Raw genomic sequence first — 18,220 nt, forward strand, 5'->3', positions numbered from 1 at the left:
AAGTTTTTTTTGAAAAAATTTTCTTCGTTTTTCTTACTCAATAACTCAAGGAACTTCCCTGTTTTGCGGGTGGCAAAGGTAAATCACTTTTTTATTTCTCGCAAATCTTTTTTGACTTTTTTTTCTAACCTTAGTCAATCCCAATCTGCTGTACTTTACATTCAATGAACTCCCTTATTGCGGCTGCAAAACTAGAACCTTTTTCCGGTTTCGCAAACTTTATATAACCTTTTTTTAAATCTTTTTCTTAATGCTCTCATTACAAAGACTTAACAATACCGATTTTTTTAGCTTTATTTGGTGTCTTTGGTGTGATTACGCGGTTTTAGCGGGGTTTGGACTTTTTTTATTCCTGAAATACCAGACCTGACAGGTTGCAAAAACCTGTCAGGTCATCACAAATTAGTATAATCACCACTTATATATAGGTGCATTTTCTAAAAATAATATCTGATCCGTTGTGAAAAATCGGTTATCTGTAAATAAAAAAGCTACTACTATATATAGGTAGTGCTAAATCCCAACCAAAAATTCTTTTGATCAAGATACTCTATATAATAAAAATACCAGACAGCTTTCGGAAACCTGTCTGGTATAAAAACAAAAAACCGCAGGAAATCCTGCGGCTTGTTTTATTTTATTTTCTTCTCCATTATATAATCTTCCATCAGATAACCTTCACCGATAGCAATATCCTCTTCACCAATCACCTCGAACCCCTGTTTTTTGTAAAAATCGATCGCTTTATTAAAACGGTTTACATTTAACAACAAGGAGGAATTGTTATTTTGATTAACTGCAGCCTCTACATAGTGCAAAAGGGACTTTCCAACACCCTTACCCTGTGTTTGCGGTAGTACATATATTTTATGCAATTTGGTTTTCCCTTCCTTATAATTAATCTGAAAAGAAGCAAATCCATAATATACTCCCTCTTCTTCCGCCAAAACAAATTGTTGTCCGTTTTGCTGTTGCTGTTCCAATGCCGGAATCGCATATATTTTATCGAGCATATACTCCAATTGCGTTTCCGATAAAATAGCACCGTAAGCATCCGGCCAAATGGTATAGGCCAAAGACTTTACAATTTCCAATTGATTTTGTGAAGTTACCTCGGTAATGATCATTTTATTCTGCTTTTAATCTTTTTTGTTCTCTTGCCAATAATGTGTTTTTCATCAGCATGGCGATAGTCATCGGACCAACACCTCCCGGTACCGGTGTAATAAAGGATGCTTTTTTGCTCACATTATCAAAATCCACATCTCCGGTAATCACATATCCTTTTTCCGATTTTTCATCTGCCACACGGGTAATCCCAACATCAATGATCACTACATCATCCTTAACCATTTCGGCCTTCAGATAATTTGGAACTCCCAATGCTGTGATAATAATATCCGCCTGACTTGTAATCTGCGTAATATTCTTTGTATGACTATGCGTTAAAGTAACTGTTGAGTTTCCTGGAAAACCTTTTCTTCCCATCAAAATACTCATCGGACGTCCAACAATATGACTTCTTCCGATTACTACCGTGTGCTTTCCTTTTGTTTCCACATTGTAGCGCTCTAACAATTCCAGGATTCCAAATGGTGTTGCCGGAATAAACGTTGACATATCCAATGCCATTTTTCCAAAATTTTCCGGATGGAAACCATCCACATCTTTACTCGGATCAATCGCCATTAATACTTTTTGCGTGTCAATCTGATCCGGTAACGGCAATTGCACGATAAAACCATCGATAGCATCGTCTTCGTTTAATTCTTTGATTTTTTTCAGTAATTCCGTTTCCGAAGTCGTACTTGGCAATTTTACCAAAGTCGATTCGAAGCCTACTCTTTCGCAAGCCTTTACTTTACTACCTACATAAGTAAGACTCGCACCGTCGTTTCCAACGATTACGGCTGCCAGGTGTGGTACCTTTTCTCCGTTTTCTTTCATTTTCTGCACTTCGGCAGCAATTTCATTTTTGATTTCCTCCGAAATCTTTTTTCCGTCTAGTAGTTGCATTCGTGTGTATTTGTGTGTTGTTTTTATCTAAAAAAGAAGACGCGACTAATCGCGTCTTTATTTTATCTCATTCCTTTCATTCCTCCCATCATTCGCATCAGGTTTTTTCCGCCTGCTCCCTGCATCATCTTCATCATTTTGCTCATCTGGTCGAATTGTTTCAGCAATTGATTTACCTGCTGAATATTGGTTCCGGATCCTTTCGCAACCCTTGCTTTACGTTTCGCATCCAATAGCGCCGGTTTTTTTCGTTCGTCCGGTGTCATCGAATGAATAATCGCTTCAATATGTTTAAACGCATCGTCTTCGATTTCTACGTCTTTCAACGCTTTTCCGGCTCCGGGAATCATTCCGACAAGGTCTTTCATGTTACCCATTTTCTTAACCTGCTGAATTTGCGTCAGGAAGTCGTCAAATCCGAATTCGTTTTTCGCGATTTTCTTTTGTAATTTTCGCGCTTCTTCTTCGTCATATTGTTCCTGAGCTCTTTCTACTAAGGACACTACGTCTCCCATACCTAAAATACGGTCGGCCATACGTGACGGATAGAAAACGTCAATCGCTTCCATCTTTTCTCCGGTTCCGATAAATTTAATCGGTTTGTTCACCACCGATTTAATCGAAATCGCCGCTCCACCACGGGTATCCCCGTCTAATTTTGTCAGAACAACTCCATCAAAATTCAAACGATCGTTAAACGCTTTTGCCGTATTTACCGCATCCTGACCCGTCATGGAATCCACTACAAAAAGGGTTTCCTGTGGCTCGATTGCTTTGTGAACATTGGCAATTTCGGTCATCATCTCTTCATCAACTGCCAAACGTCCGGCCGTATCGACAATCACCACATTATAACCGTTGGCTTTCGCGTGTTTAATTGCATTTTGTGCAATTTCAACCGGGTTTTTATTTTCCGGTTCGGAATATACTTCCACACCGATTTGATCACCAACTACGTGCAACTGATTGATCGCTGCCGGTCGGTAAATATCACAGGCTACCAATAAAGGTTTTTTGTTTTTCTTTGTTTTCAGGAAATTCGCCAGCTTTCCGGAGAAAGTGGTTTTACCAGATCCCTGTAAACCGGACATCAAAATCACAGATGGATTTCCAGACAAATTCACTCCGGCTACATCCCCACCCATCAACTCGGTTAATTCATCTTTAACGATTTTCACCATTAATTGCCCCGGTTGTAAGGTTGTTAATACATCCTCACCGATGGCTTTTTCTTTTACACGTGTGGTAAAATCTTTGGCAATTTTAAAGTTAACGTCGGCATCCAGTAACGCTCTACGCACTTCCTTTAAGGTATCGGCAACGTTTACTTCCGTAATTTTTCCATGACCTTTTAATATATGAAAGGCTTTATCGAGTTTATCACTTAAATTATCAAACATGATTCTGTGTTTCGTTTAATGAGGTGCAAATTTAAGAATTTGATTTTGAAGTTCCACAGAATCGTTCCACAAAAAAACAGGAATTGCAGCCGCAAGTCAATCCTTTTGCGAATTACGCAGCATTATAGTCGATTCTGATCCAAAAAACGATGCTTTCAGGTCGGTTCTGTTTTATTTTTTCAAAAAACATAGGATCTGATTTTGGCGACTCAATTTTATTTTATCGCTTTTTTTATTGTATCGATGAAAATAGTGTTTAAAAGTTAATGCTTTGTTATATTTTATATGAAATAGTGTTTTCCAATTGGTTATCCGTTTATAAATGGGTAAATTTATAGTGTTGATTTAACACGAATACTACTGTAAAAACACTCCGTTTTTTAAAACACTACGCGTATGAAAATAGTCATAATAGGAGGTGGTTTTGCTGGTATCAATCTGGCAAAAGCGTTGGGTAACAATCCCGATTTTCAGGTGACACTGGTAGACAAAAACAATTATAATTTTTTCCCTCCGCTCATCTATCAGGTAGCGACCGCTTTTCTGGAACCTTCCAGTATTAGCTATCCGTTCCGGAAGTTATTTTCGGGCAAAAAAAACATTACATTCCGATTGGCAGAACTACTTCGGGTAGATGCTAAAAATAATAAAGTGATACTTTCGAATGGCGAATTAAAATATGATCAACTGGTATTTGCTACCGGTGCCGAAAGCAATTATTTCGGAATGGATAATGTTCGCAAAAATGCCATTCCGATGAAAACGTTAAACGATGCTGTCGAAATGCGAAACCGTTTATTGCAACAAATGGAAAAAGCGGCTATTTGCGAAGATCCGCGCAGAAGACGTCAGTTGCTAACCATAGTCGTTGCCGGCGGCGGACCAACCGGAGTGGAATTATCCGGGATGTTTGCCGAAATGCGCAACGGAATTATGCGAAAAGAATATCCCGAGCTTGCCAATACCTTAAGCGACATTTATCTGGTTGATGGCGGAAAGGCCGTTTTGGCCCCGATGAGTGTCAATTCACAACAAAACACCTATAAAGCGTTAACGAAACTTGGTGTTAAAGTGCGTTTAAATTCACAGGTTAAAGATTATGTAGATGGTACGGTTTATTTTGCCGATGGAAAAACCATTAAAACGGAAACCCTGATCTGGGCAGCCGGAGTCAGTGCCAAACTATTTGACGGAATACCGGAAACCGTTTACGGTCGTGGGAAACGAATGCAGGTGGACGAACACAACAAACTTAAAGATTTCCCGAATATCTATGCCGTAGGCGATACCTGTATACAGGTTACCGATCCGAAATTTCCGAACGGACATCCACAGTTGGCACAGGTTGCCATACAACAGGCACGTCATCTGGCGAAAAACTTTAAGGCCATGGTGGCCCAAAAACCGCTAACACCTTTTAGTTATAACGACAAAGGTTCGATGGCCATTATAGGAAAAAACAAGGCCGTTGTTGATCTGGAAAAACCAAAAGTCCATTTTAACGGATTCTTTGCCTGGTTGGTTTGGTTGTTTATTCACCTGATGTCGTTGGTTACCTATCGCAATCGATTACAGACTTTATATAACTGGACGGTTGCCTATTTTTCGAAAGACCAGCCATTGCGAATGATCATTCGACCAGGTAAAAATGATGATACGTCATCTTAAATCAATATCATAAACAGCTTCGGCTGTTTTTTTTATGATCATAATTATAATTTCGACGTTACTCTTGTTTTGTTTTACTATTATATTTCCTTAATTTGTAAGATTAATCATAAATTAGTTTACCGGAATATTTCGTTTATCTATTCCTAATTATAAATTCCTTTTATATATAATCGCAATGAAAATACTATCCGTTCGGGAAAACCCGGAATATAAAGACACCGCAATACGCTATTTACAACAAAGCTGGCCCGAAGTTCCGGCTATCATTTATGAAGATTGCATCCGTAATTGTATCGATGCGCCGCAACCTTTGCCACAATGGTATCTTTTGGAAAAAGACTCCGAAATCATCGGATGCGCCGGTTTGATCACTAATGACTTTATCAGTCGGATGGATCTCTATCCGTGGGTTTGTGCCATGTATATTGCCGAAGCACACCGCGGTCATGCCTATGGCTCCCTGTTATTGGATCGGGCAAAAAAAGACACCCGGGCGGCCGGTTTTAAACACCTGAACCTTTGTACGGATCATATCGGTTATTACGAAAAATACGGTTTCCAATATATCGGAGACGGGTATCATCCGTGGGAAGAGACTTCCCGAATTTATCAGATTGAAGTGTAATGTGCTATACATTTACCAACCGGATACTTTATTCACGATTCTTCCAAAGTCAATAAAATACAAATACCGGACAAACTTGTCGGGAATCGTAAATCCCGACCGGTTTAATAGGTTAGCAATAGCCTGTCTTTTATGATTCGCTCCTTCTCCAGATTCAATCCTTCCATATGAAATCGTTTTAACATTGAATTTCCCAACGGAAGCGAAATATCTTCCTTAAATAAATCGCTTGTAGCCGATATAGCCTGCAAATAGCTCCCCGATTTTGAGAATCCGTTTAAACTTAATGCCACGCGTACTCCTTTTTGTTTTGCTGATTCAATACAATCGAATAATTCCGTTAGTTTAAAACTATGCGCCCCATACAGAATATTCTGACTATTTGGATAGGGAGGATCACAATAAATCAGATCGCCTTTTCTGGCCTGATCAAAGATTACCCTATAGTCACATTGTCGGAATTCGACATGCTTCAAGCGATTGTACCATTCGTAAACCCGCTTTTGGAATGTTTCCGTTGTAATAGGATTATGCACGCCGCAAGGTGTACTCATCCAACCATCTGCTTTTCGGAACCGAATCACACCGCCATAACAAACTCGTATCAGAAAAATAAAATCCGCCGGGTTGTTATATCGATTAAAAGATTCGCGGATTTGATTATACACGGTAACTTTATCTGAAACCTTAATGCGGTCAATTCTCTCCCTATACCAGTCAATTAATTTCTCCGGATCTTCTTTGAGTGCTTCCCAAAGTGCTATTAAAGGCGAATAGATATCCGATCCGACACCCTTTTTAGGACACAAAGTTGCCATTATTGCACCACTCCCAAAGAAAGGTTCATAAAAAGTATTATACTTCACCGGGAAATACTGTATGATCTGTCCTGCGATTCGCTGTTTGTTTCCTATCCATTTCAGCAATTGGAACTGAGGAGGCTGCTTTTTTACAGCATTCTTATTTTCAATTGACATAGCTATTTTATTTGCTCAAATATAATCTGTACATATTGGTATCCTGATTTGGGATATGCCCTGACAATAAATACCTTAGTTTAATGAATAAAAGCCTTTATAGCAAAGAATATCGAATTTTACGGGAAATTCTATATAATTCGAGAGTTAGTAATAATATGCGACAACATGATCTGGCAACTCGGCTATGTGTTCCTCAATCATTAGTCAGTAAAGTAGAAAACGGTGAAAGAAGAATTGATCTTATCGAATTAAAATCTTTTGTCGAAGTAATGGATATGACATTAATAGAATTTATAACAAAATTTGAACAGAAATTAAATGAAACCAAACGATAGATTTAAAAACCAGCCGCTGGAATTCTGGGCCAATATTAAAATATTAAATCAAAGGCTTGGTTTTACAAAAAAACCGAGTGCGTCCAATCCACAGACCAATTTGGTCGTTCCAACCGTTCAGCAGATCATTGAAGCCTTTAAAAATGATCACTTTAACTATAATAAGTTAATCAACGAAGATGGCTTAACAGAACTCGGCTTAAAAATCATTTCTTATATGAAATACCGAAGGGAACTATTAACGGATTCTATTTTACCACTTTTGATGAATCGGGATCAGGCACAGGAATTATTTTATTCTCTAAAAAAGGAGTTAAATCCCGATTGCCCGTTACCGCTTAACAAACAAAAAAAAGAAAAAAAGGATTATGCCTATTTAAAGGGAATTGTTAATATGCTTATTTCGAAATATAAAGGAGATTATAGTTGTGATTTTGCTCCAAAAGAATTAACAGTCATAACGGAAAACAATTTTCCTGTACGAGTGTTACCACGCAGAGCAAACGGAGTTTTCCCATCGGCTACAAACCCAAGGGCAATATGGGAAATCAAAGAATACTATTATACCACTACTTTTGGCAGCCGTGTTTCCGATAGTGTTTATGCGGCACAACTGGACGGCTGGGAACTATGTGAAGCACAATATCAAACCGGAAAATTGGTTAAAAACTATCTGATCATAGATGATTATTATACATGGTGGGCTAAAGGAAAATCATACTTATGTCGACTGGTCGACCTGATGCATATTGGCTTGGTCGATGAAGTGATCTTTGGTCGTGAGGTTATAACCCGTATTCCTGAATTAGTGGAAGAATGGAAAAAAGACATGGAATCGGATCACAAGCAACCCGGAAAAACAAGTATTATGATGAAATAAACTATAAAAAACTTTTTAGATATTCTATGTTTATCTCTTATCAACATAAAAAAAGCCGCTTCTATAAAGCGGCTTTTGTATTGTGTGATATCCTTATGCTTTTTTAGCATCTTTAGAACAACATGCTTTTTTTTCAGTGCTTGCTGTTGCTTTATCAGCTGAACAACATGCTTTTTTAGCTTCCGTTTTTCCTTTTGCTGAGCAGCACTCTTTTTTATCTTTTGGTTTTTGCTCCTGTGCATTAACATTCATCGATACTGTGAAAAGCGCTACCGCTGCAATTGCCATTAATTTTTTCATTGTCTTCTTATTTTTGATTAATTATTAGATTGTTTTTCAAACTTCTGTTTTAGCAGAATCATTCCAAAATTAGCAAAAAAACAAAATGATCCTTATAATATCTTCTTAATATTTCCTTATATTTTAAAATTGGAAATAAATAAACGGTTGTGGTCCTGCCGATGCGGTGGCATAAACCAGCCAATATGCCAATCCCAAAATAATCGCTTTCCCTACAATTGGCAAAGCGCGGAAACTTCCCTGCATGGCATTTACAATTCTTTCCGGTAGGAAATGCCAGATAAAACCTATCGTCATTAGTATAAATACATTTTTATATCCCATGGCGATTACTTTCCATTGTTCCAGATCAAAGGTTAGGTTACCGATATTATGAATCAGTTCTAATGCCGTAGTAAAATCTTTAGCCCGGAAAAAGATCCAACAAAAGGTTACAAAATGAAACGTCAGAATTATAGCAAATACATGCCATATTGTTCCGCCAAAACCTTTCTTCTCTTCTTTTTTGGAAGGGAAATATTCGATAACAATTTTGTGAACCGCCAAAGCCACACCGTGTAAAGCGCCCCAAATAATAAATCGAAGACTCGCTCCATGCCATAGCCCGCCCAACAACATCGTTGTTAACAGGTTCACATTGGTAAACATGGTACGCTCTTTATCACGTGATAACAGGAAAGTCAATGAAAACACAACCAGTGAACTCACCGCCAGAATTAACGGAATATTGCTGGTTGGTGCATAATTGATTCCCCAAACAATTAATCCGAAGAAAAACAACGCCGGGAATAAAAATCCTGCAAAAGATCCGCTACGATTTCCTCCGACAGATATATATAAAAAGTCTTTTAACCAGGTTGATAATGAAATATGCCATCTTCTCCAGAACTCCGTAATCGAAGCCGATTGGTAAGGTGTACGGAAGTTGGTTGGCAATTTGAATCCTAATAATAGCGCAACCCCGATAGCCATATCGGAATATCCGGAGAAATCACAATAGATCTGAATGGCATATCCATAGGACGCCATCAGATTTTCAAATGCGGTATAACTCGATGGTGCATCAAATACCCGATCGACAAAGTTGATTGAAATATAATCGGAGATTACTGTTTTTTTAATCAATCCTCCAATGATCAACAACAATGCCCGGTTTACATCGTCTTTCGTGATGTTTAGTTTTTGGTAAATCTGAGGCAAAAAGTCTTTAGCCCGTACGATCGGACCCGCCACTAATTGCGGGAAAAACGACACGAAAAACAGATAATCAACATAACTTTTGGTCGGCTCAATCTCTTTTCGGTATACTTCTATGATATAACTAATCGATTGGAACGTATAAAAGGAAATTCCAACCGGAAGGATGATCTTCTGGAAATCGAAATGTTCCCCGGAAAGGGCATTATAGTTTTCGATTATAAAGTTGGTATATTTAAAATAACCCAGGAAACTCAGGTTTAACACCACACTAAAAGCCAGATAGATTTTTTTTACAGTCGCCCGACTTTCCCGATGCAATACATTCCCCAAATTATAATCGACCACCGACGATGCCAGTAGTAACAGGAAATAGATTCCGCTGGATTTATAATAGAAAAATAATGAGAAGCAGATCACATAGACCAATCTCAGGTGGAACGTTTTTCGGGTAAGAATATAGACCGAATAAAAAACGAGAAATAATCCCAGGAATAATCCGGTATTAAACAACAACGGCTCTTTCGGATTGTATAAAAACCAATTCTTTACTGTTTCTTCAGTAATTCCGGTAAAAAGCGACGTTATATTATGGGCAAACCAATCTTGCATATTCAAAAACGTAATCAATTTTTCAAATTTGTTTTATAATTCTCGTAGGCTTGTAAAAGGGCTTCCGTAAACAGTGTTCCTTGTTTTTCATAACCCGCCTTAGAATAATGTACTTTATCGCCAGACATTAATCCCTGACGATAATTCCTGTTCACACCGTATAATCCTCCAAAAATGGAAAACATATCCCAAACCGCATGTTGCTTACTTTCGGATTGTGTATTAATCTCACGGGTATAGTCGGCTGCAAAAGTATTCAGAGAGCGACGGTATAACAACGACGGTGGTGGTGTCATTACTAATATTTCGGCTTCCGGATTTTTCTGTTTGATCGTTTCTACAAATTGGTTTAGTTGCGCCATATAAGCTGTAACATCCATTTTATCAAACGTTTCATTCGTTCCCAGTGAAACAATCACCAAATCGGGATGCAATGCCGGAACCTGATCAAAAAATAATGGGTATTTATTATAATCCGAAAACTTAGCTCCGTTAACACCAATGCTGTTGTAAACAATACCCGGGTTGTCTTTTTCAAACACCAACCCGTTTAAGGCAAACTTTGATGCATTTTTGTTAGGTAACAGGTATATTTTTTTAATCGTTTCGGCATTATAATAACTGTAAACACCATCCTGCTGTTCAAGTGATAATGGGATAAACTCCGAACGTTTAATACTTTTCTTTTGCATTTCATTCGTTGGAATACGCAATGTTTTTCCGGCACGAATGTTATTGTTTTTTAAGCCGTTGGCTTTTTTAAGTTCGGCTACCGAGACATTGTATTTTTCGGCAATGATCGAGATAACCTCTCCCTTTTTAATTTTATGATTGATTTTCTTCGGCACATTCGATTCCAATACAATTGTTTTGGAACTGGTTGCCACATCAAAAAGATTTTGACCTTGTGGCGTCAGGATCTTCAGGGTATTAAATTCGTATGCCGGATCTTTTACGTTGATTTCTACGGCAAAATCTTTGGCATTGGTTGTTAAAGCAATTCCGCTTAATCCAACCGGATTTCCGTTTACCGGATTTATATTCCGATAACTGCTCCAGGATTCGTTTGACGAATAACGGACGTAATAACTTCCGTTGGTTTTCGCCAAATTATATGGAAAGGAAAAACCAAGGCCGGCATTTCCAAATTTATATTGTAGGTTTTTACGAATAACCCCGGTGAATAAATCTGCCTGAATATGCGAGTCGCCCACATGAAGAATGTTGACTTTGCCTTTACCGGTAACTTCCAACGTATACAGTTTTTCGAAAAACTTTTGCAAAGCAGCGGTATTCGCGATTTTGTTATCGCCATAAACAACAGGTTGTTCTTCAATCTCCAACGTATCAACTACCGTTTCAAGGGAGTCGACCTGGGAAAAAGCAGGTCCGCCATAAAAGGCATATAGCAGTATAAAAAGGAATTTATTGCACATGAGTAGTGTCTTTTTTAACGGTCACACTGTCTTTTTTAACTACGGGTTTGGCTACTGCCGGTGCTTTTCTGGCTGCACGTAGTTTTTTGTACTGCTCATAACCCTGACTGATCTGGTTATAGATCAGGTCTGATATTTTTTTAGCGCCTCTATGGTTAAAGTGTGTATAGTCTTTATTTGCCGATGCCGGTGCTTCTTCCACCCATTTCACCATCGATCCGTCGCCACCCATAAGAGTATACAGGTTGATATATCCGGATTGAGATTGGATGGCATATTTTTTCTGCGCATTGGTTAATGGTACAACAGCCGAATCGGTTTTCATTTCCAAATCGTATTTTGTAGACTTATCTGCTGTAGACACAATTAAAATCGCAACACCTGGAAAACACTCTCTTAGGTGATTTACCACATTGGTCATTTTGCGTTCATACCAACCATAATTATACGAACCGTAGTTTAATACGTTGGTTCCATAGTGTAAAACGATCAGATCGTATCCCAACTTTTCCTGGAATTGACGCATTACATCGGTATTGAATGTTGTGATTGGCAAACCGGAATTTCCTCTGTTGGAAAAATTATCCACGTGTACACCTTTACCATCGTCAAAATTAAAACCGTAAACCGGGATAGAATCCGCTTTGATAAAATCAACTTTTAGGTTTTTAACGGTATTACCCAATGAAATACTGTTTACCAGTCGGGACGGGTTTAGTTTTTTATAAATCGTATCGTTACCGATTTTATAGGCAATTTTAGCTTCTTTATTACCCGATTTCCCGTAGAACAGGGTCGGATTGTACAATTCGCTAAGATGTTGCAGGTTCGATGCTTTGTATTTTACCCATTCCACATGCGCGGTATCATTCGCAAAAAACACATGTCCGTTAATTCCAAACGGTTTTCTTGGGTGTTTCACATTCAGATACGATTGTGTTTTCCAATTGGTCGAAAACTCGTGTTTTATCGATCCACGGGATGCGGCCGATTCTGAAGTAATATTTACAAAACCGACTCCATTTCCGCCAAAACGGTTTTGAAAATTCGATCGGAAATCCTGTACAATCATATCGCCATCGGTCATCGAATCGCCAAAGTAAGCGATACGCACTTTACCTTCCTGATTCGTTTCCAATTGAAAAAGCTTTTCAAAAAAACCAACCAAATGCTGGAATCCTTTGTAATCCTGAAAGGTTTCCGTCGGGAAAACAATACCATCCACTGCCTTAAATTTGATAGGCTCTTTGGAAATAGTATCCTCTTCGTCTTTATTGATCGTATCTTTTTCGATAGCTTCCAAAAGCAAACTGTCGATTACAACATTTTTGGAATTCCCTCCTGTTTCCGTAAACAGTTTTTTAGGAAGGAAAGATTTAAAAACAATAAAAGCTACAATCGAAATGGCAATAATGGCAAGTGATTGAAAAAAATATGATTTTGGCTGATTCACCGTCTTATTATTTAATCGTTTATCCTGAATTACATTCGTTCCGGCACCTGAATACCAAGAAGTTTGAATGCCGATTCGATGATTTCTCCTACTTTTTTAGATAATTGTACTCGGAATACTTTTTTCTCGTTGTCTTCTTCTCCAAGAATTAAAACCGATTGATAAAACGAATTGTACTCTCTTACCAGATCATAGATATAATTTGCAATTAACGCCGGACTATGATGCGAAGCCGCATTTTGGATCACTTCCGGATATAACGCGATCTGTTTTACAAGTTCTCTTTCTTTTTCGTGTAATTCAATACTTACTGTTTCGTCCAGATTAAAAGTTGCTTTTCTCAAAATGGATTGAATACGGGCATAAGCGTACTGAATAAAAGGACCTGTGTTTCCGGCAAAATCCACAGATTCTTTCGGATTAAACAACATGCTCTTTTTCGGATCCACTTTTAGCATAAAATATTTTAACGCCCCCATTCCGATCACTTTATAAAGTGCTGCTTTTTCAGCATCGGTATAACCATCCAGTTTTCCTAATTCTTCCGAGATGGATTGTGCCGTTGTGGTCATTTCTTCCATTAAATCATCCGCATCCACTACTGTTCCTTCACGGGATTTCATTTTTCCGGAAGGCAATTCAACCATTCCATAGGACAAATGATATAGACTTTCAGCCCAATCAAAGCCTAATTTTTTCAGGATCAGAAATAATACTTTAAAGTGGTAATCCTGTTCGTTTCCTACGGTATATACCATTCCGCCTACATCCGGGAAATCTTTTACACGCTGAATCGCGGTTCCGATATCCTGTGTCATATAAACGGCTGTACCATCCGAACGCAATACCAGTTTTTCATCCAGTCCGTCGGCAGTAAGATCGATCCAAACCGATCCGTCATCTTTTTTATAGAAAACGCCTTTTTCCAAGCCCATTTGTACCACATCTTTTCCAAGCAGGTACGTATTGCTTTCAAAATATTCTTTATCGAAATTAACACCCAGATTTTTGTACGTCACCGCAAATCCGTCGTACACCCATTGGTTCATTTTTTTCCAAAGTGCTACAACTTCAGCATCACCAGCTTCCCATTTGCGCAGCATGTCCTGAGCTTCCAGAATTATCGGAGCCTGTTTTTTGGCTTCTTCTTCTGTTTTGCCTTCAGCCATTAACGCCGCAATCTGTTGTTTATATTCTTTATCAAACGTCACATAAAAATTCCCTACCAGTTTGTCGCCTTTTAATCCGGTACTTTCCGGAGTTTGATCCTGACCAAATTTTTGCCAGGCCAACATCGACTTACAGATATGGATTCCTCTATCGTTGATGATTTGTGTTTTATATACTTTTTTACCGGATGCTTTTAGGATTTCGGCAACCGAATACCCTAACAGGTTATTACGAACGTGCCCTAAATGCAACGGTTTGTTTGTATTTGGCGATGAATATTCTACCATTATGGCTTTATCGCCTTCTTTTGGTGAGCAAAAACCATACTGTTCATCATTTTTTATCGTGTTGAAAAAATTCAAATAGTAAACATCGTCAATCACGATATTCAGAAATCCTGAAACCACGTTAAAACGCACTACCTCTTCGGTATTATCTACCAGGTATTGTCCTATTTTCGTCCCCAGTTCTACCGGGTTACTTTTCACTAATTTTAAAAGCGGAAAAATTACCATTGTAATATCGCCTTCAAACTCCTTGCGTGTTACCTGAAATTCAACTTTTTCGAGTGTAACATCAAATAAAGCCTGAATCGCTTTTTGTATAGGAGGCGTAAGAATTTGTGATAATGTCATGGTGATTTTATTTTTAAGCGTGCAAAGATACGTTTAATTCAGTAATTTGTAAATTTGAAAATAACAAAAATAACTATTGATTTTCAAGTCTTTATATTTCCCTTCGCTTATTTCTATATTTTTTACGTTTTTTTTGTAACAAAACCTGTTTTTTTCTGTCTATTGATTGTATCCATTTCCGGGTTTTGTGGCAACTCCTATTTAAACCTGTTATAAATAGTACTTTGCTATACAAACAACCAGAATATTGCGATACATTTGCCCCCGGAAAATAGTCATCAATTAGAAAAACAATCAAACATGAAACTAAAACTATTCTTAATCTGTATGCTTGCCGCTATCGGTAATCTTTACGCCCAAACCCAGGGATCTGTCACGGGTAAGGTGGTTGATAAGGCTTCAAAAGAACCGATATCGTATGCCACCATTGCCATTAAAGAAAACAACAAAGTGGTTACCGGAGGTATTACAGAAGACAACGGTTCGTTCACTATTGGCGGACTGGCGCCAAAATCGTATGTTTTGGAAATTCAGTATATGGGTTACAAAACCCTGACACGATCGATAACCATTACACCGGAAAATAAAACCGTTGCATTGGGTACTATTGCCTTTGAACCGGAAGCCAAACAACTGGAAGGCGTTACCGTAGTAGCCGAACGCTCTACCATCGAACAGAAAATTGACCGAAAAGTCGTGAACGTGGGCCGTGATCTTACTACTGCCGGCGCTACTGCATCGGATATCATGAACAATATCCCATCGGTAAACGTAGATCAGGACGGAAAAATTTCCCTGCGCGGAAACGAAAACGTACGTGTATTGGTTGATGGAAAACCGACCAATATGGATGCTTCTCAGTTATTAAAGCAAATTCCGTCTACTTCAATTAAAAAAATTGAGTTGATCACTAATCCATCGGCAAAATACAATCCGGAAGGAATGTCCGGTATCATCAATATCGTATTGCACAAAAACTCCAACAATGGTTTCAACGGAAACTTTAATACCGGTATCACTTTTGGTGACGTACCTAAGTACAACAATACGCTGGACATGAACTACCGCAGTGGAAAAGTGAACTTTTTCGGAACCTATGGCAATACTTTGGGAGAACGTTTAAATGAAGGTGAAATCAAACAATTTGACGACAACTCCCTACAACTTTTTGACATCAGTAACGATAACAAAACCCATATGTTTAAAGCGGGAATGGATTTTTATATCAACGATAAAAACACCATTTCAGCCTATACCAACCAAAGCTTTACAAGCGGTTTAGGCAATGTACGCACTGACTTAATATTCCCGAATTCGGCCAATAATATCACACAGAAAGACATTTATGACACGGATAATGTCAACAGTACGTATAACCTGGCTTTCAAACACCTATTCGCAAAAGAAGGACATACTTTGGATGTGGAAGCAAACTACAATCACACCAAAAGTAACCAGGATGCTTCTTTTAACCCTATGGGTGGTGGTTTAAGTCCCTATGCCGATTATGTAAAAGACAACCGTAACAGTACGATTATCAACGTGGATTATGTGAACCCGTTAAACGCGAAATCGACTTTGGAAATGGGAGCTGAAGCGCGTTTAATGCGTACGGACAATAATTACCTGACGTCCCGTTTAAACACACCAAATGCGAACTTTAATTATGATGTGGATATTTACTCCTTCTACACCACTTTTGGTCAGAAGTTTAAAAAATTCAGCTACCAGTTAGGTGCGCGTTTGGAGAGTTATAAAGTTCAGGCGGATTATTTTCAAAACGGAGAGAATGCACCGTTTAAAAACGACTATATCACCGTTTATCCATCGGCTTACTTTACGTATTCACCAACTGATACAAATCAATTCCAGATTAGTATGAGCCGTAGAGTGGATCGTCCGAGTGTGGAACAAACCAAGCCAATCCGTGAATTCAGTACTCCAAGGGTAACGTCAATTGGTAACCCGGAATTGGTTCCACAATTTACGAACTCGGTAGAATTAAACTATACCCGAATGCTGAAAAACGGTTCGGTAACAGCCGGAGTATATTACCGTGATATTCACGATGAGATTACCCGTACATTCTATCCGGATCCCAATGCCGACCCGAGTACCAAAAAAATCATCATGAGCTATACCAACTTTGACAAAAACTTAGCGTACGGTTTTGAGGTTTCGGCCAACTATAAATTCAATTCATGGTGGGATGTTCAGCCAAGTATCGACTTCTCAAACATTCGTCAGAAAGGTGTTGTAGCGATTAAAAATGACGTAACCGGAGATTTCGATTACACCTTAAAACAGATTGATGCGGCAGCTTTTAATGCCCGTTTAAACAACAACTTTAAAGCTTCAAAAAGTCTGCGTTTTTCGCTATTCGGATTCTACAGAGGACCGGTAGATGGTGTTCAGGCAAACAGCAAAGCCATGTATAAAATCGATGCGGGAACCCGTTACAGTTTCTGGGAAAACAAAGCATCTTTAAGCATCCGTTTCAACGATATCTTTAAAACGATGAAATACGGATTCGAAAGCCAGAACCCTTATCCGGGTGAAGGAGAATTCCGTTGGGAAAGTCAATCATTGTTCGTAGGATTTAACTATATGTTCGGTGGTGGAAAAAACAGAGCGTTACAGCGTAAACAACGTGAGGACAACACCAAACAAAGTAGTGGTGGTATGTTCTAATAACCCTAAAGTTTTAGATTTTTATTATAATTTGTTTGAGGAACCCCGAAGTATATTCGGGGTTTTTTCATTCTATTTTTTTCTTCTCAAATTGCAGCGCTTTTGTTTTTTCCGGATCCTCGGCATTTTTTGTCAGATCGAACATGGTTCCGAAAAGGCGATCCCAAAACGTATTGCTCACCCCAAAACCCAAATGTTCATCTTTATAATGATGCAAATGATGATTGCGCCATAGCGGTTTCATAAACTTAAAAGGCGGTGCATAGGCATGAATCGCATAATGCATGGAGGCATATAACAAATAGCCAAACATAAACCCCGGAAAAAAAGCCCAGGTATAATCCCATAGAAAAAGATAATGCAGTAAAAACAATGCCGTTGCCAGAATCAGACTGGGTACCGGCGGCATAAACAGGCGTTCCCGGTCGCGCGGATATTCGTGGTGATTGCCGTGTAATACATAGGAAACCCGTTTCATCCGCGGATTGTCGGAAATAAAATGAAACAGGTATCGGTGTGCGATATATTCAAAAAAAGTCCAGAACAGCATTCCCCCGAAAAAAAGGAAAATGACATTCCGGACTTCTATATGATACCGCTGATTTGCTATCAACAACAATCCTGTTAGGATCGGGATATACATACCCCAAATTACAGCCGGATGCGTTTTAGTGAGCATCTCCAGGTATTTATTTTTAAAAAGCTGTGCCTGCCCTTTATTATAAATGGTCTTGTGCTTCATTGTACAATGGTGTTAAGTAAAACATTGTTCGAAACCGTTGTATAATTTACACTATTTTATTGAAAATTAAAAGTTTA

General features: G+C 38.5%; 14 protein-coding genes. 4 read left to right on the forward strand and 10 right to left on the reverse strand.

Annotated features, from left to right (window positions below; translation table 11 throughout):
• Positions 1 to 632: 632 nt before the first annotated feature.
• From AAFN64_RS11945 to ffh, 3 genes are all read right to left on the reverse strand, one after another.
• A complete protein-coding gene (locus tag AAFN64_RS11945) occupies positions 633 to 1,127 on the reverse strand; it encodes a GNAT family N-acetyltransferase (RefSeq protein WP_347760608.1) in 495 nt (164 codons plus the stop codon).
• Position 1,128: 1 nt separating this feature from the next.
• Positions 1,129 to 2,016 (reverse strand): tetrahydrofolate dehydrogenase/cyclohydrolase catalytic domain-containing protein, encoded by an 888-nt coding sequence (locus tag AAFN64_RS11950; protein ID WP_300486204.1) that lies wholly within the window; start codon positions 2,014 to 2,016, stop codon positions 1,129 to 1,131.
• 62 nt (positions 2,017 to 2,078) lie between these two features.
• Entirely contained in the window at positions 2,079 to 3,416 is a 1,338-nt protein-coding gene (gene ffh / locus AAFN64_RS11955) for a signal recognition particle protein (RefSeq protein ID WP_300486202.1), read from the reverse strand.
• 396 nt (positions 3,417 to 3,812) lie between these two features.
• Here ffh and AAFN64_RS11960 point away from each other — a divergent pair, with 396 nt between their 5' ends.
• Together AAFN64_RS11960 and AAFN64_RS11965 are read left to right on the forward strand one after the other, a co-directional pair.
• Positions 3,813 to 5,084 carry an NAD(P)/FAD-dependent oxidoreductase gene (locus AAFN64_RS11960; protein WP_347760609.1) on the forward strand — a complete coding sequence of 424 codons (1,272 nt, stop codon included), beginning with the start codon at positions 3,813 to 3,815 and terminating at the stop codon, positions 5,082 to 5,084.
• Between the two features lie 178 nt (positions 5,085 to 5,262).
• Complete coding sequence (locus AAFN64_RS11965) at positions 5,263 to 5,712, forward strand: GNAT family N-acetyltransferase (RefSeq protein WP_300486196.1); 450 nt, start codon at positions 5,263 to 5,265, stop codon at positions 5,710 to 5,712.
• Positions 5,713 to 5,816: 104 nt separating this feature from the next.
• Here the strand turns inward: AAFN64_RS11965 and AAFN64_RS11970 are convergent, their stop codons facing one another.
• Entirely contained in the window at positions 5,817 to 6,689 is an 873-nt protein-coding gene (locus tag AAFN64_RS11970) for a Dam family site-specific DNA-(adenine-N6)-methyltransferase (RefSeq protein ID WP_300486194.1), read from the reverse strand.
• A gap of 321 nt (positions 6,690 to 7,010) precedes the next feature.
• On the opposite strand from AAFN64_RS11970, the gene AAFN64_RS11975 reads away from it, so the two are divergent.
• Positions 7,011 to 7,907: a hypothetical protein gene (locus AAFN64_RS11975; protein ID WP_300486192.1), complete on the forward strand. Its 897-nt coding sequence runs from the start codon at positions 7,011 to 7,013 to the stop codon at positions 7,905 to 7,907.
• 93 nt (positions 7,908 to 8,000) lie between these two features.
• Here AAFN64_RS11975 and AAFN64_RS11980 read toward each other — a convergent pair whose 3' ends face one another.
• The 5 genes from AAFN64_RS11980 to argS form a co-directional block, all read right to left on the reverse strand.
• Entirely contained in the window at positions 8,001 to 8,207 is a 207-nt protein-coding gene (locus AAFN64_RS11980) for a hypothetical protein (protein WP_300486190.1), read from the reverse strand.
• 123 nt (positions 8,208 to 8,330) lie between these two features.
• A complete protein-coding gene (locus tag AAFN64_RS11985; protein ID WP_347760610.1) occupies positions 8,331 to 10,016 on the reverse strand; it encodes an MBOAT family O-acyltransferase in 1,686 nt (561 codons plus the stop codon).
• A 14-nt stretch (positions 10,017 to 10,030) separates the two neighbouring features.
• Complete coding sequence (locus AAFN64_RS11990; RefSeq protein ID WP_347760611.1) at positions 10,031 to 11,452, reverse strand: GDSL-type esterase/lipase family protein; 1,422 nt, start codon at positions 11,450 to 11,452, stop codon at positions 10,031 to 10,033.
• Positions 11,442 to 12,905, reverse strand: coding sequence for a hypothetical protein (locus tag AAFN64_RS11995; RefSeq protein ID WP_300486186.1), 1,464 nt, complete (start codon positions 12,903 to 12,905; stop codon positions 11,442 to 11,444). The genes AAFN64_RS11990 and AAFN64_RS11995 overlap by 11 nt, the downstream gene beginning before the upstream one ends.
• A gap of 29 nt (positions 12,906 to 12,934) precedes the next feature.
• Positions 12,935 to 14,710 carry an arginine--tRNA ligase gene (gene argS / locus AAFN64_RS12000; RefSeq protein ID WP_347760612.1) on the reverse strand — a complete coding sequence of 592 codons (1,776 nt, stop codon included), beginning with the start codon at positions 14,708 to 14,710 and terminating at the stop codon, positions 12,935 to 12,937.
• 300 nt (positions 14,711 to 15,010) lie between these two features.
• Between argS and AAFN64_RS12005 the strand changes: the two genes are divergently transcribed.
• Positions 15,011 to 17,401: a TonB-dependent receptor gene (locus tag AAFN64_RS12005; protein ID WP_347760613.1), complete on the forward strand. Its 2,391-nt coding sequence runs from the start codon at positions 15,011 to 15,013 to the stop codon at positions 17,399 to 17,401.
• Positions 17,402 to 17,468: 67 nt separating this feature from the next.
• Here AAFN64_RS12005 and AAFN64_RS12010 read toward each other — a convergent pair whose 3' ends face one another.
• A complete protein-coding gene (locus AAFN64_RS12010; RefSeq protein WP_347760614.1) occupies positions 17,469 to 18,143 on the reverse strand; it encodes a sterol desaturase family protein in 675 nt (224 codons plus the stop codon).
• Between the last annotated feature and the right edge of the window lie 77 nt (positions 18,144 to 18,220).

The organism is Flavobacterium sp. CAU 1735 (assembly GCF_039888695.1).
In the GTDB taxonomy this organism is placed as follows: domain Bacteria; phylum Bacteroidota; class Bacteroidia; order Flavobacteriales; family Flavobacteriaceae; genus Flavobacterium.

What these genes read in the sequence shown, in the direction of transcription:
- AAFN64_RS11980 (WP_300486190.1), bottom strand. Translation starts at nt 8,207, where the DNA reads ATGAAAAAATTAATGGCAATTGCAGCGGTAGCGCTTTTCACAGTATCG.
- AAFN64_RS11985 (WP_347760610.1), bottom strand. Translation starts at nt 10,016, where the DNA reads ATGCAAGATTGGTTTGCCCATAATATAACGTCGCTTTTTACCGGAATT.
- argS (WP_347760612.1), bottom strand. Translation starts at nt 14,710, where the DNA reads ATGACATTATCACAAATTCTTACGCCTCCTATACAAAAAGCGATTCAG.
- AAFN64_RS11965 (WP_300486196.1), top strand. Translation starts at nt 5,263, where the DNA reads ATGAAAATACTATCCGTTCGGGAAAACCCGGAATATAAAGACACCGCA.
- AAFN64_RS12005 (WP_347760613.1), top strand. Translation starts at nt 15,011, where the DNA reads ATGAAACTAAAACTATTCTTAATCTGTATGCTTGCCGCTATCGGTAAT.
- AAFN64_RS11945 (WP_347760608.1), bottom strand. Translation starts at nt 1,127, where the DNA reads ATGATCATTACCGAGGTAACTTCACAAAATCAATTGGAAATTGTAAAG.
- AAFN64_RS11960 (WP_347760609.1), top strand. Translation starts at nt 3,813, where the DNA reads ATGAAAATAGTCATAATAGGAGGTGGTTTTGCTGGTATCAATCTGGCA.
- ffh (WP_300486202.1), bottom strand. Translation starts at nt 3,416, where the DNA reads ATGTTTGATAATTTAAGTGATAAACTCGATAAAGCCTTTCATATATTA.
- AAFN64_RS11975 (WP_300486192.1), top strand. Translation starts at nt 7,011, where the DNA reads ATGAAACCAAACGATAGATTTAAAAACCAGCCGCTGGAATTCTGGGCC.
- AAFN64_RS11970 (WP_300486194.1), bottom strand. Translation starts at nt 6,689, where the DNA reads ATGTCAATTGAAAATAAGAATGCTGTAAAAAAGCAGCCTCCTCAGTTC.
- AAFN64_RS11990 (WP_347760611.1), bottom strand. Translation starts at nt 11,452, where the DNA reads ATGTGCAATAAATTCCTTTTTATACTGCTATATGCCTTTTATGGCGGA.
- AAFN64_RS12010 (WP_347760614.1), bottom strand. Translation starts at nt 18,143, where the DNA reads ATGAAGCACAAGACCATTTATAATAAAGGGCAGGCACAGCTTTTTAAA.
- AAFN64_RS11950 (WP_300486204.1), bottom strand. Translation starts at nt 2,016, where the DNA reads ATGCAACTACTAGACGGAAAAAAGATTTCGGAGGAAATCAAAAATGAA.